Source organism: Cereibacter sediminicola, assembly GCF_007668225.1.
Classification (GTDB): domain Bacteria; phylum Pseudomonadota; class Alphaproteobacteria; order Rhodobacterales; family Rhodobacteraceae; genus Cereibacter_A; species Cereibacter_A azotoformans.
In genome coordinates this window covers 14204-27503 of record NZ_VDEK01000003.1, presented here as the reverse complement: position 1 = coordinate 27503, position 13300 = coordinate 14204, and the positions used below count along the sequence as shown (strand labels likewise).

Annotated in this window: 9 protein-coding genes; 7 read left to right on the top strand and 2 right to left on the bottom strand. The window is 69.3% G+C overall.

The genetic code is table 11. The features are described from left to right. Positions 1-102: 102 nt before the first annotated feature. The gene (locus tag FG154_RS02705; RefSeq protein WP_145104127.1) at positions 103-564 is read right to left on the bottom strand and encodes a peroxiredoxin; all 462 of its coding nucleotides are present in this window, start codon (positions 562-564) and stop codon (positions 103-105) included. 90 nt (positions 565-654) lie between these two features. Here FG154_RS02705 and FG154_RS02700 point away from each other — a divergent pair, with 90 nt between their 5' ends. From FG154_RS02700 to uvrA, 7 genes are all read left to right on the top strand, one after another. Then, positions 655-3948 carry an AsmA-like C-terminal region-containing protein gene (locus FG154_RS02700; protein WP_145104126.1) on the top strand — a complete coding sequence of 1098 codons (3294 nt, stop codon included), beginning with the start codon at positions 655-657 and terminating at the stop codon, positions 3946-3948. A gap of 91 nt (positions 3949-4039) precedes the next feature. Continuing rightward, positions 4040-5080 carry a tRNA preQ1(34) S-adenosylmethionine ribosyltransferase-isomerase QueA gene (gene queA / locus FG154_RS02695; RefSeq protein ID WP_145104124.1) on the top strand — a complete coding sequence of 347 codons (1041 nt, stop codon included), beginning with the start codon at positions 4040-4042 and terminating at the stop codon, positions 5078-5080. Positions 5081-5159: 79 nt separating this feature from the next. After that, positions 5160-6416, top strand: coding sequence for an MFS transporter (locus tag FG154_RS02690; RefSeq protein ID WP_145104122.1), 1257 nt, complete (start codon positions 5160-5162; stop codon positions 6414-6416). 151 nt (positions 6417-6567) lie between these two features. Beyond that, positions 6568-7143 carry a DUF924 family protein gene (locus tag FG154_RS02685; protein WP_145104120.1) on the top strand — a complete coding sequence of 192 codons (576 nt, stop codon included), beginning with the start codon at positions 6568-6570 and terminating at the stop codon, positions 7141-7143. Positions 7144-7262: 119 nt separating this feature from the next. Then, positions 7263-8657 carry a dihydrolipoyl dehydrogenase gene (lpdA, locus tag FG154_RS02680; RefSeq protein ID WP_145104118.1) on the top strand — a complete coding sequence of 465 codons (1395 nt, stop codon included), beginning with the start codon at positions 7263-7265 and terminating at the stop codon, positions 8655-8657. Positions 8658-8759: 102 nt separating this feature from the next. Continuing rightward, entirely contained in the window at positions 8760-9926 is a 1167-nt protein-coding gene (locus FG154_RS02675) for an MFS transporter (protein WP_145104116.1), read from the top strand. 109 nt (positions 9927-10035) lie between these two features. Further along, a complete protein-coding gene (uvrA, locus tag FG154_RS02670; protein ID WP_145104114.1) occupies positions 10036-12894 on the top strand; it encodes an excinuclease ABC subunit UvrA in 2859 nt (952 codons plus the stop codon). A 151-nt stretch (positions 12895-13045) separates the two neighbouring features. Here uvrA and FG154_RS02665 read toward each other — a convergent pair whose 3' ends face one another. Next, on the bottom strand, positions 13046-13249 hold the full coding sequence (locus tag FG154_RS02665; protein WP_145104112.1) for a YgaP family membrane protein: 204 nt from the start codon (positions 13247-13249) through the stop codon (positions 13046-13048). Between the last annotated feature and the right edge of the window lie 51 nt (positions 13250-13300).

The window sequence follows — 13300 nt, the reverse complement described above, 5'->3', positions numbered from 1 at the left end:
GTCGTTTGCGGAAAAAGATCGGCGGAAGCCCGCGCAGAGGGCAGGCCTCCACCCTCTGCGTCCCCGAGGGAGCCTGCCGGCCTTCCCGCGCGGGCCGGAAGGTCAGAGTTCGCGTGCGGCGGCCAGCACCTCGGCCGCATGGCCGCGGGCCGAGACCTTGCGCCAGACGCGGGCGACCCGGCCCTCGCCGTCGATCAGGAAGGTCGAACGCTCGATTCCCATGTAGGTCTTGCCGTACATGTTCTTCTCCTTCCACACGCCGTAGTCCTCGGCGGTGGAGGCGCCCTCGTCCGAGGCTAGGATGATTCCCAGCCCGTGCTTGGCGCAGAACCGGTCGTGCGACTTGACGCTGTCCTTCGAGATGCCGATCACGGTCGTGCCGATCTCGGCGAACTGGGCGGCCAGGGCCGTGAACTCCTGCGCCTCGAGCGTGCAGCCGGACGTGTCATCCTTGGGGTAGAAATAGACGACCGCCTTGCCCGGCTTCAGGGCCGAGAGAGAGACGGTGCTGCCGCCCTCGCGCGGCAGGTTGAAATCGGGGGCGGGCTGGCCTGCGTCGATCATGGGCGGCTCCTTGCTGAGGGATGGGTCACGGCAGTTTTAGTTGTCCGACGGTGCCGGTAAAGGCAAGTCTGTGACAGGGAAACGGAGCGCATGACCGTAGGCGGCGACCAGCAGGAGCCGGGGCGGAGCGGGCGGTCGCGGCGCGGCCGGGTCTCGCTGTGGCTGCTGCTGAGCCTTGCGCTTCTGGCGGGGGTGGCGGGCTTCGGCACGCTGGCCCTGACGGGCCGGCCGCTGCCCCTGCCGGTCTGGGCCGTGAGCGAGGCCGAGGCGCGCATCAACAGGGCGCTCGCGCCGTCGCTGTCGGTGTCGGTCGGCGGGCTTGTCCTGACGGTCGAGCCGAACTGGATCCCGCGGCTTCGGCTGGATGATGTGCGGCTCTTGCAGGCGGACGGGCGCGTGCTGGTGAGCCTGCCCGAGGCGCGGGTGGTCTTTGACCGTGGCGCGGCCTTGCGGGGGGCGCTTCATCCGAAGGTGATCACGCTGTCGGGGGCGCGGATCGCGCTGCGTCGGCTGCGGGACGGGCGCTTCGACCTGGCGATGGGCGAGCAGGGCGGCGGCTTGCGCATCGCAAGCTACGCCGAGGCGCGGCAGGCGGTGGACCGGATGTTCGCGGCTCCGGTGCTGGCCGACCTTGCGCGGATCGAGGCCGAGGGCACGACGCTCACGCTCGACGATCGCCGGGCGGGGCGGACGTGGCAGGCGGGCGACGGGCGGCTTGCGCTGGTGAACGGACCGGACCGGCGCGCGCTGGAACTGGGGCTGTCGCTGCTCGATCCGGGCGGCGGTGCCCCGGCGCAGGCGGTGATGACCTTTGTCACCACGCCCGGCAGCCCCGAGGCGCGGATCTCGGCCACGGTCGATCAGGTGGCCGCGTCCGACATAGCCGCGCAGGCCGCGCCGGTGGCCTGGCTCGAGGTGCTGGACACGGCGCTCTCGGGCGGCTTTTCGGCCGCGCTCGACGGCGAGGGGCGGCTCACGCGGTTCGAGGCCACGCTCGACAGCGGCGCGGGCGCGCTGCAGCCGCGCCCCGAGACGAAGCCGATCGCCTTCGACCGGGCCGGGATGGCCTTTTCCTACGATCCCGCACGCGAGCGGCTGAACCTCACGCGGCTCGAGGTTCAGGGGCGCTCGCTGCGGCTGTCGGCGCAGGGGCACGCCTATCTGCCGGGCGTGTCCGAGGGGTTGCCGCGCGAGATCCTGGCCCAGATCCGGGTCGAGGATGCGAGCGCCGATCCCGACGGCCTGTTCGAGACCCCGGTGCATTTTTCCGAAGGGGCGCTGGATCTGAGGATGCGGCTCGATCCGTTCCGAGTCGAGATCGGCCAGTTGGCGCTGGTCGAGCAGGGCCGGCGGCTGATCGGCCGCGGTCGGGCCTCGGCCGAGGAGGGCGGCTGGCGCGTGGCCTTCGATCTGGGGCTGAACGAGATCTCGCACAGCGACCTTCTCGCGCTCTGGCCGCTGGCGCTGGTGCCCAAGACGCGGAGCTGGCTGGCCGAGAACGTGCAGGAGGGGCGACTGTTCGAGGTCGAGGCCGGGCTGCGGATGAGTCCGGGCGCAGAGACCCGGCTCTCGCTCGGCTACGAGTTCCGCGATGGCGACGTGCGGTATCTGAAGACCCTGCCGCCCATCGAGAAGGGTTCGGGCTATGCGGTGATCGAGGATCGCCGCTACCTGATGGTGCTGGAGGAGGGCCGTGTCACCCCGCCCACCGGCGGGCCCATCCGCGTCACGCGCTCGGTCTTCGAGGTGCCGGACGTGAGCGAGAGGCCCGCTCGCGCCCGGATCTCGCTGAACAGCGAAAGCGGGGTGACGGCCGCGCTCTCGCTGCTCGACCAGCCGCCGTTCCGCTTTCTGGAGAAGGCGGGGCGCTCGGTCGATCTCGGCGTGGGGCGCGCCGTGATGGAGACCGCGCTGAACCTGCCGCTGAAGCAGGAGGTGATGCCCGACGAGGTGGATTTCTCGGTCCGGGGCACGATCAGCGACTTCCGCTCGGAGACGCTCGTGCCGGGGCGGACGATCACCGCGCCAAGCCTCGCTCTTGAGGCAATGCCCGAGGGTCTTCGCGTCAGCGGCGCGGGCCGGTTCGGGCGCGTGCCGTTCGATGGGGCCTACCGGCTCGCCTTCGGGCCCGAGGCGGGGGGGCGCGCCACGGTCGAGGGGACGGCAACCCTGACCCCCGCCGCCGCCGAGGAATTCAACCTGAACCTGCCGCCGGGCACGTTGGAGGGCGCCGCGCCCGGCCGCTTCCGCATCGAGATGGCGAAGGGGGCCGAGCCCCGCCTCACGCTCTCGTCGGATCTGGATGGCTTGCGGATGGGGCTGGCCGCGATCGGCTGGTCGAAGCCCGCCGGGCGGAGCGGCCGGCTGGAGCTGGCGGCCACGCTGGGCAAGCCCGTGACGGTGGAAAAGCTGGTTCTCGAAGGCGGCGGGCTCTCGGCCACGGGTCGGGTGACCCTGCGCGCCGACGGCGGCCTTGATGCGGTGCGGTTCGACAGGGTGCGACTCAACGGCTGGCTCGACGCGCCGGTGACGCTGGCCGGGAGGGGGACGGGCCAGCCGATCGAGGTGCAGGTGCGGGGCGGGTCCGTTGATCTCACGAGGCTCGGTGCCGCGGGAGGCGGAGGGGCTGGCGGAAGCGGAGAGGGGACGCCGCTGCCCATCCTCGTGGCGCTCGACCGGCTGCAGGTGACCTCGGGCATCGCGCTGACGGATGTGGAGGGCCGCTTCGGCACGCGGGGCGGCTTCAACGGCGGCTTCCGCGGACGGGTGAACGGGCGCGCCGCCGTCGAGGGCACCGTGGTGCCGATGAGCGGACGCAGCGCCGTCCGCTTGCGGTCGCGCGATGCGGGCGGGGTGATCGCCTCGGCCGGCATCTTCCCCGACGCCCGCGGCGGCGATCTCGATCTGCATCTGGTGCCCGAAGGGCGCGAGGGCTACCGCGGCCGGGCGGTGGTCTCGAACTTCCGCGTGACGAACGCGCCGGTCCTTGCGGCGCTTCTGAATGCGGTGTCGGTCGTGGGTCTTCTCGAGCAGCTGAACGGAGACGGGCTGCTCTTTGCCGAGGGCGACGCCGAGTTCCGCATCCAGCCGGGCGCGGTCGAGATCTCGCAGGCCTCGGCCGTGGGGGCCTCGATGGGGGTCACGCTCGCGGGGCTCTACCGCGCCGGCGACCGCAGGCTCGACCTTCAGGGCGTGATCTCGCCCATCTATCTGCTGAACGGCATCGGCTCGCTTCTGACCCGGCGGGGCGAGGGGCTCTTCGGCTTCAACTATTCGATCACGGGCTCGGCCGACCGGCCGGCGGTGACGGTCAACCCGCTCTCGATCCTCACCCCCGGCATGTTCCGCGAGATCTTTCGCCGCCCGGTGCCGGTCCTGCCCTGATCGCCCTTGCCTTCGGCGCCCTTTCGCCCCAAGTCCCCGGCCGGGCCCCGCCTCCTGCCGCCCTCCCGCCACCGAACGCCTGTTGCCTGTCATGAAACTGTCCGACTTCGACTTCGACCTGCCCGAGCGGCTGATCGCCACGCGCCCGGCGCGTCCGCGGACGGCCGCGCGCCTTCTGCTGGCCGAGGGGGACCGGATCGAGGACCGTCATGTGCGCGACCTCGTGGGCATCTTCCGCCCCGGAGACCGGCTGGTGCTGAACAACACCCGCGTGATCCCCGCGCGGCTTGTCGGCACGCGGACGCGGGGCGAGGCCAGCGCGAAGATCGAGATCACGCTGATGGAGCCCGCCGCGGCGGGTGGCTGGCGCGCGCTGGCCAAGCCCCTGCGGAAGCTGAAGGAGGGCGAGACGATCCGCTTCTCCGACGCCCTGTCGGCCGAGGTGGCCGAGAAGGGCGTGACCGACCTGCGCCTCGTCTTCGACCGCGCGGGAGAGGAGTTCGACGCCGCCCTGGCCGAGGCGGGCGCGATGCCGCTGCCGCCCTACATCGCGGCTCGCCGCGCGCCCGATGCGCAGGATCGCGAGGATTACCAGACGGTCTTTGCCCGCCACGCGGGTGCCGTGGCCGCCCCCACGGCCTCGCTGCATTTCGACCGCCCGCTGCTCGAGGCGCTGGCCGCGAACGGCGTGGCCTTCACCGAGGTCACGCTGCATGTGGGGGCGGGCACCTTCCTGCCCGTGAAGGTCGATGATGTGACCACGCACCGGATGCATGCCGAATGGGGCGAGGTGACCGAGGCCGCGGCGGCCGAGATCGCGGCGACGAAGGCCGCGGGCGGGCGGGTGATCCCGGTCGGCACCACCGCGCTCCGGCTGATCGAGAGCGCGTCCGCCACGGGCACGATCCGGCCCTGGCGGGGCGAGACGGACATCTTCATCTATCCGGGCTACAGGTTCCGGGTGACGGATGCGCTGATGACCAATTTCCACCTGCCGAAATCGACGCTTCTGATGCTGGTCTCGGCGCTGATGGGCGAGGCGCGGATCCGTGCGATCTATGACCATGCGGTGCGCCACGACTATCGCTTCTTCTCGTACGGCGACGCCTCCCTCCTGATCCCTGGCGGTTGAAACCGCTGTCGGATGTCGCCTTCCGGCGGGGCCTCCTCGCATCCCATTCTAGCCTGTCCGCCAAGTCACGGAGCCCCGAATGTTCAAGGTCCTCGCCGCAACCTGGCCGCTTCTGCTGGGCGTCATGCTGCTCATGGTCGGCAACGGGGTCCAGGCCTCGCTGCTGGGCATCCGGGGCGCGATCGAGGGATTTTCGACCACGCAGCTGGCCGTCGTGACCTCGGCCTATTTCGCGGGGTTCCTCGTGGGCTCGCAGGTCGTGCCCGGCCTGCTCCGCCGGGTGGGCCATGTGCGGGTCTTTGCGGCGCTCGGGTCGATGATCTCGGCGGTGCTGGTGGTCTATCCGGTCTTGCCGGACTGGGCGGTCTGGACGCTGCTGCGGGTGCTGATCGGTTTCAGCTTTTCGGGCGTCTACATCACCGCCGAGAGCTGGCTGAACAACACAGCAACGAATGAGACGCGGGGGCAGGCGATGTCGGCCTACATGATGGTGCAGATGGTGGGCATCATCACGAGTCAGGCGCTGCTGAATGCGGCCGATCCGTCGGGCTTCACCCTCTTCGTGATCCCCTCGGTGCTCGTGTCGCTGGCCTTCATGCCGATCCTTCTGACCGTGACGCCCACGCCGACCTTCGAGAGCACCCGGAGACTCTCGGTGCGCGAGCTGTTCCGCGTGTCGCCCTTGGGCGTGGTGGGGATGCTGATGACCGGCGGGATCTTCTCGGCCATGTTCGGCATGGCCTCGGTCTGGGGAACGCTCGAGGGGCTCTCGGTGCAGGAGATCTCGATCTTCATCGGCTCGATCTATGTCGGGGGCCTCGTGCTGCAATATCCGATCGGCTGGGTCTCGGACCGGATGGACCGGCGTCAGCTGATCCTCGGGCTTGCGGTGGTGGCGGGGCTGCTGATGGGGGTGACCGTCCTGTTCCAGCCGCCCTTCTGGGGGCTGATCGGGGTCGCTCTGCTGCTCGGCGGGATCACCAACCCGGTCTATTCGCTGCTGATCGCGTATACCAACGACTTCCTCGGCAAAGAGGACATGGCGGCCGCCTCGGCGGGGCTCTTGTTCATGAACGGGTTGGGGGCGGTCTGCGGGCCCCTCGTGACCGGCTGGATCATGGAACAGGCGGGTCCGCGCGGCTTCTTTCTCTTCATCGGCCTGCTTTACGGGGCGATGGCGATCTATGCGGGCTGGCGGATGACGCAGCGCGCGGCGCCCGCGGTGGCCGACACGGGCTCCTTCGCATCCGTCGCGCCGACCGCCTCGTCGGTGGCCGTCGGGGCCGTCATGGAAGTGGTCACCGAGGCGCAGGAGGCGCAGCAGGCGGCCGAGTGAGGCGCCGACGGCCGGCGGAGAGCGGGGGCTTCGCGCCCCCGTCCGGCCTCTGGCCGGACTCCCCCGCGGGATATTTGGGCAGAGTGAAAGGGGCGGGTTGCCGCTCCGAGCCCGACCTGTCAGGCTCGGGAGGCAGGCGCAGGAGGCAGGAATGGCGGACGATCCGGTGGCGGTGCTCGACTTCTGGTTGGGCGAGGTGGGCCCCGAGGGCTGGTATGCGATCGATCCCGAGGTGGACGAGGCGATCCGCGAGCGGTTCGGCGATCTCTGGCAGGCGGCGCGCGGCGGCGGACTCGACCACTGGACCGAGGGCACCGTGGGTTGCCTTGCGTTCCTCATCCTGACCGACCAGTTTCCGCGCAACATGTTCCGGGGCAGCGCCGAGGCCTTCGCGACCGATCCGCTGGCGCGGGACTGCGCCCGCAAGGCCATCGCGGCCGACTGGGATCTGGGCGCCCCCGAGCCGGAGCGGCAGTTCTTCTATCTGCCGCTGGAACATTCGGAGGATGCGGCCGATCAGGCCGAGGCGGTGCGGCTCTTTCAGGAGCGGATGCCTGAAACGGGCGCCGAGGGGCTGCTTCATGCCCATGCCCACGCGGCGATCATCGCGCGCTTCGGGCGGTTTCCGTTCCGCAATGCGGCCCTTGGGCGCGACTCGACGCCGGAGGAGGAGGAGTTTCTGGCCGCCGGTGCCTATGCGGCCGAAGTGCGGCGTCTGCGGACGTGAGGGGCAGGCCCACGCGCAAACCGGCGCCGCGGCGGGGAGCAAGGCGGCCGGAGGCGGCCGCCGTTGCGCCCGGTCGGGAAATGGTTTAAGGCCAAACTACTTTTTCCAGGGAGGCGAGGATGCCCGCGAGAAGCTTCGACATGATCGTGATCGGCGCCGGCCCCGGCGGGTATGTCTGCGCGATCCGGGGGGCTCAGCTGGGCCTGAACGTCGCCATCGTCGAGCGCGAGAACCTCGGCGGAATCTGTCTGAACTGGGGCTGCATCCCGACCAAGGCGCTGCTGCGCTCGGCCGAGGTCTTTCACCTGATGCACCGCGCGAAGGAGTTCGGGCTGAAGGCGGACGGGATCGGCTATGACCTTGATGCGGTGGTGAAACGCTCGCGCGGGGTGGCCAAGCAGCTCTCGTCGGGCGTGGCGCATCTGATGAAGAAGAACAAGGTCACGGTCGTCATGGGCGTGGCGAAGCTGGCCGGTCCGGGCCGCGTCTCGGTGACCTCCGACAAGGGGGCCGAAGAGCTTGAGGCCAAGGCCATCGTGGTGGCCTCCGGCGCGCGGGCGCGCGAGCTGCCGGGGCTTGAGGCCGATGGTGATCTGGTCTGGACCTACCGTCACGCGCTGCAGCCCAAACGGATGCCGAAGAAGCTGCTGGTGATCGGCTCGGGCGCGATCGGGATCGAATTTGCCAGCTTCTTCAACACGCTGGGCGCGGACACGACGGTTGTCGAGGTGATGGAGCGCATCCTGCCGGTCGAGGATGCCGAAGTGTCGGCCTTCGCGAAGAAGCAGTTCCTCAAGCAGGGGATGAAGATCCTCGAGCAAGCCACTGTAAAGAAACTGGATCGTGCGGGCGGCAAGGTGACGGCCCATGTCGAGACCGGCGGCAAGACCGAGACGATGGAGTTCGACACCGTCATCTCGGCCGTGGGGATCGTCGGCAATGTCGAGGGGCTGGGGCTGGAGGAAGCGGGCGTGAAGATCGACCGAAGCCATGTGGTGACCGACGCGTTCTGCCGCACCGGCGTCGAGGGGCTTTATGCCATCGGCGACATCGCCGGGGCGCCCTGGCTGGCGCACAAGGCCAGCCACGAGGGGGTGATGGTGGCCGAGCTGATCGCCGGCGGCCATCCGCATCCAATCAAGCCGGGCTCGATCGCGGGCTGCACCTATTGCCAGCCGCAGGTGGCGAGCGTCGGTCTGACCGAGGCGCGCGCGAAGGAGAAGGGCTACGAGGTCAAGGTCGGCCGCTTCCCCTTCATCGGCAACGGCAAGGCCATCGCGCTCGGCGAGGCCGAGGGCTTCGTCAAGACCGTCTTCGACGCGAAGACCGGCGAGCTTCTGGGCGCGCACATGGTCGGCGCCGAGGTGACGGAACTGATCCAGGGCTATGTGGTGGGCCGCGCGCTGGAAACCACCGAGGCCGAGCTGATGGAGACCGTCTTCCCGCACCCGACCCTGTCCGAGATGATGCACGAGTCGGTCCTCGACGCCTACGGCCGCGCCATCCATTTCTGAAGCCGGACGGCGAGCCAGCTTTTGCGACGGCACCTTTTGCGGCGCCGTTGGTCGTGGCGCCGCCGGTCTGGCCTCGGCGCGGTCGGCGGAGTAGGAAGACGCATGATCCGCTCGCCGATGTTTCAGGTTTTCGTGCTCTGGTTCGCCGGACTGGGCGCGGCCGCGCAGTTTTCCAAGGTGGGCGTGATCTTCGGGCCGATCTCGGACCTCTATGGCGGGGCGTCGGAGGTCACGCTGGGGCTTGTCGTGTCCGTCGTGGGCTTTGCCGGCCTGATCTTCGGCACCACCGCCGGGTTGCTTGCGGTCCGGCTCGGCTATCGGAGGGTGCTGGTCACGGCGCTGGGGGCCGGGGCAGGGCTGTCGCTGGCCCAGGCGATGCTGCCGCCGCTGCCCCTGATGCTGGTCCTGCGGGCGCTGGAAGGGGTGAGCCATCTCGCCATCGTGGTGGCCGCGCCCGTCCTCATCGCGCAGATCGCGCCGCCGTCGCGGCAGGGCTTTGCCATGACGCTCTGGTCCTCGTTCTTTGCGGTGGCCTTTGCCTTCACGGCATGGATCGGGCGGCCGCTGGTGGCGGCTTGGGGGATCCCGCCGCTGTTTGTGATCCACGCGCTCTATATGGCGGGCTGCGCGATGCTGATCCTGGCCGTGTTGCCCGCCGATGTTAAGGCCCGTGGTGCCGCGCGGGCGCAGGGGCCGCTGTTGCGGCAGCATGTCGAGATCTACGCCTCGGCCCGTGTCGCGGCTCCGGCGATCGGCTTCTTCTGCTACACACTGGTCTATGTCGCGCTGCTGACCCTGCTGCCGCCCGAGACGGACCATCCGGCGTTCCTCGCCTCGGCCATGCCGCTGGCCTCGATCCTGGTGTCTCTGACGCTGGGGGTCTGGATGCTGGGGAAGATGTCGGCCGTCACGATGGTGCAGGGCGGGTTCGGCCTGGCGATCCTCGCCGTCTTCGGCCTCTGGGCGAGTTGGGGGCAGGATCTGCCGATGCAGGCGGCGGCGCTGGCGCTGGCGGCGGCGCTCGGGCTGGTGCAGGGAGCCTCGTTCGCGGCGATCCCGCAGCTCAACCCGGGGGGCGAGGATCGTGCCCGCGCGGCCGGGGCGGTGGCGCAGCTTGGCAATCTCGGCACCACGAGCGGAACGCCGCTTCTGGCGGCGCTGATGGCCGGGCAGGGCGCGCGGGGGCTGATCCTCTTCGTGCTGCTGCCATGCCTCGCCGGCATCCTGCTGCATCAGTGGCTTTCCGCCCGCCGCAGGGCAACCGCGTGAAATAATCCCTGCCATCGCGCAAAAGTTCATATTATGTTCACCACTGGCGGTTGGAGACTCGGGCTGCGTCCGCTATATCCGCCGTTCTGGACAGTCGGGGACGTGGGCGATGGCCGAACAGAAGTTCATCTCGGTGCGCGGCGCGCGCGAGCACAATCTCAAGGGCATCGACATCGACATCCCGCGGGATCAGCTGGTGGTGATCACCGGCCTCTCGGGCTCGGGCAAGTCGAGCCTCGCGTTCGACACGATCTACGCCGAGGGCCAGCGCCGTTATGTCGAGAGCCTGTCGGCCTACGCGCGGCAGTTCCTCGACATGATGGGCAAGCCGGACGTGGACCATATCTCGGGCCTGTCGCCGGCGATCTCGATCGAGCAGAAGACGACCTCGAAGAACCCGCGCTCGACCGTGGGGACCGTGACCGAGATCTACGACTACATGCGCCTTCTCTGGGCGCGGGTCGGCACGCCCTATTCGCCCGCCACCGGCCTGCCCATCGCGGCGCAGCAGGTGCAGGACATGGTGGATGCGGTGATGGCGATGCCCGAGGGGACGCGGGGCTATCTGCTCGCCCCCATCGTCCGCGACCGCAAGGGCGAATACCGGAAGGAGTTTCTGGAGCTGCGCAAGCAGGGCTTCCAGCGGGTGAAGGTCAACGGCACCTTCCACGAGCTGGAAGAGCCGCCGACGCTCGACAAGAAGTTCCGCCACGACATCGACGTGGTGGTCGACCGGATCGTGGTGCGCGAGGGGATCGAGACGCGGCTCGCCGACAGCTTCCGCACGGCGCTGAACCTCGCCGACGGGATCGCGATCTTCGAGAGCGCGCCCGCCGAGGGCGAGCCCGTGCGCACGACCTTTTCCGAGAAGTTCGCCTGCCCGGTCTCGGGCTTCACCATCCCCGAGATCGAGCCGCGGCTGTTTTCCTTCAACGCGCCCTTCGGGGCCTGCCCGGAATGCGACGGGCTGGGGGTGGAGCTGTTCTTCGACGAGCGCCTCGTGGTGCCCGATCAGGGGCTGACGCTGAAGCAGGGCGCCATCGCACCTTGGGCCAAGTCGAAGTCGCCCTATTACACCCAGACCGTCGAGGCGCTGGCGCGGCACTACGGGTTCGATCCGAAGAAGAAGTGGAAGGACCTGCCCGAGAAGGTGCGCGAGGTCTTCCTGCGCGGGTCGGGCGAGGAAGAGATCACCTTCCGCTATGACGAGGGCGGGCGGATCTACCAGGTCAGCCGCAGCTTCGAGGGGGTGATCCCCAACATGGAGCGGCGCTACCGCGAGACCGACTCGGCCTGGGTGCGCGAAGAGTTCGAGCGCTACCAGAACAACCGCCCCTGCCATGTCTGCGGCGGCTACCGGCTGAAGCCCGAGGCGCTTGCGGTGAAGATCGGCGGGCTGCACATCGGGCAGGTGGTGCAGATGTCGATCAAGGAGGCCTTCGCCTGGGTCGAGACGGTGCCGGGCAGCCTGACCGCGCAGAAGAACGAGATCGCCCGCGCCATCCTGAAGGAAATCCGCGAACGTCTTGGTTTCCTCGTCAATGTCGGCCTCGACTATCTCTCGATGAGCCGCGCGGCGGGCACCCTGTCAGGCGGCGAGAGCCAGCGGATCCGGCTGGCCAGCCAGATCGGCTCGGGGCTGACCGGGGTGCTCTATGTGCTCGACGAGCCCTCGATCGGGCTGCACCAGCGCGACAACGACCGCTTGCTGACCACGCTGAAGAACCTGCGCGATCAGGGCAATTCGGTGCTGGTGGTGGAGCATGACGAGGATGCGATCCGCGAGGCGGATTATGTCTTCGACATCGGCCCCGGCGCGGGGGTGCATGGCGGGCAGGTGGTGGCGCATGGCACGCCGGCCGAGATCGCCTCCGATCCGGCGAGCCTGACGGGGCAGTATCTGTCGGGCACGCGCGCGATCCCCGTCTCGGCCGAAAGGCGCAAGGGCAATGGCAAGGCGCTGACGGTGGTGAAGGCCAGCGGCAACAACCTGCACGACGTGACGGTGGACTTCCCGCTGGGCAAGTTCGTCTGCGTGACCGGCGTCTCGGGCGGCGGGAAATCGACGCTGACCATCGAGACGCTCTACAAGACCGCGGCGATGCGGCTGAACGGGGCGCGCGAGACGCCGGCGCCCTGCGAGACGATCAGGGGGTTCGAGCATCTCGACAAGGTGATCGACATCGACCAGCGGCCCATCGGGCGCACGCCGCGCTCGAACCCGGCGACCTATACCGGCGCCTTCACCCCGATCCGCGACTGGTTCGCGGGCCTGCCCGAGTCCAAGGCGCGCGGCTACCAGCCGGGCCGGTTCAGCTTCAACGTGAAGGGCGGGCGCTGCGAGGCCTGCCAGGGCGACGGTGTCATCAAGATCGAGATGCACTTCCTGCCCGATGTCTATGTGACCTGCGAGACCTGCAAGGGCCACCGCTACAACCGCGAGACGCTGGAAATTCGCTTCAAGGGCAAGAGCATCGCCGACGTTCTCGAGATGACGGTCGAGGATGCGCAGGAGTTCTTCCAGGCGGTGCCCTCGATCCGCGAGAAGATGGATGCGCTTATGCGCGTGGGCCTTGGCTATATCAAGGTCGGCCAGCAGGCGACGACGCTGTCAGGCGGCGAGGCGCAGCGGGTGAAGCTGTCCAAGGAGCTGGCGCGCCGGGCGACGGGGCGGACGCTTTACATCCTCGACGAGCCGACGACGGGGCTGCATTTCGAGGATGTGAAGAAGCTGCTGGAAGTGCTGCACGAGCTGGTCGATCAGGGCAACACCGTCGTGGTGATCGAGCACAATCTCGACGTGGTGAAGACCGCCGACTGGATCATCGACATCGGCCCCGAGGGCGGCGATGGCGGCGGGAGGGTGGTGGCGGAAGGCACGCCGGAGGAGGTGGCGAAGGTCGAGGCCTCGCACACCGGGCGTTACCTGCGCGACATGCTGAAGCCGAAGCGGCTGGCCGCGGAGTAGCGGCGGGGGAGCGCCGCTCGGGGGCATCGAGCCCCGCTCGCGCCGCGCTGCCGCGGATCAACCCGCGGCCGGTTTCGCCGGGGCCCGCGGCGGTGGGGAACCCCGCGAGGGAAGCGGCAGGCGCCACGGTCGGCCGCGGCGCCCGGAGGGGTCAGCTCTTGGCGGGACAGGTGTTGATGCCGATGATCGAATAGAGCGGGCAGGTCGAGAAGAGGCCCGTCAGCAGCGGCACGATGCCGATGAGCAGGAACATGCGGTAGCCGGCATCGGGCAGCAGGAAGAAGGCGGCGAGCAGCGCGAGGCCGACAACGATGCGAAGGATGCGGTCGATGCCGCCGACATTGGTCTTGAACATGGGTCACCCTTTCCGATGGATCCACCCCGGGCTGCGGGGCATGGCGCGATC